This is a genomic window from Aliiroseovarius sp. ABM4_368 (assembly GCF_056161205.1).
This window is the reverse complement of the sequence record NZ_JBSWYR010000018.1, coordinates 1-876: the sequence shown is the minus strand read 5'-3', so window position 1 is coordinate 876 and position 876 is coordinate 1. Positions and strand designations below refer to the sequence as shown.

General features: G+C 60.4%; 1 pseudogene. It reads right to left on the bottom strand.

From position 1 onward, the window contains the following. A pseudogene (locus ACXAH3_RS16435) lies at positions 1 to 876 on the bottom strand (hypothetical protein); the annotation flags it as partial.

Genomic DNA, 876 nt, shown 5'->3' with positions numbered 1-876 from the left:
TGCTGGCGTGTCGTCGATGGCGTCGATCGGGGCTGGGTCCACTACGACCGTCGCTGTGGCCGTATCACAGTTCGTCCCGTTCAAGTTCTCACAGATCGTATAGGGATAGCTGTACGTCCCAGCCGTCGTGCCCGGCGCGACAGTGATCGTCCCGTCCGCATTCATCGTGATCGAACCCGCAGCAGGTGTCGGAGCCGTGCCCGGCGTCAGCGTGATATCTGCAGGATCAACAGCCGCGCCATTCAGCGTGTCTGTATCCAGAACCGACGGGGTGTCACCACCCGCAAAACCATTGATCGGTGCCATGGTATCGTCCACCGCATCAATCGGGGCTGGGTCCACTACGACCGTCGCTGTGGCCGTATCACAGTTCGTCCCGTTCAAGTTCTCACAGATCTCATAGGGATAGCTATAGCTGCCAGCCGTCGTGCCGGGGGCAACCGTGATCGTGCCATCGGCATTCATCGTGATCGAACCCGCAGCAGGTGTCGGAGCCGTGCCCGGCGTCAGCGTGATATCTGCAGGATCAACAGCCGCGCCATTCAGCGTGTCTGTATCCAGAACCGACGGGGTGTCACCACCCGCAAAACCATTGATCGGTGCCATGGTATCGTCCACCGCATCAATCGGGGCTGGGTCCACTACGACCGTCGCTGTGGCCGTATCACAGTTCGTCCCGTTCAAGTTCTCACAGATCTCATAGGGATAGCTATAGCTGCCAGCCGTCGTGCCGGGGGCAACCGTGATCGTGCCATCGGCATTCATCGTGATCGAACCCGCAGCAGGTGTCGGAGCCGTGCCCGGCGTCAGCGTGATATCTGCAGGATCAACAGCCGCGCCATTCAGCGTGTCTGTATCCAGAACCGACGGGGTGTC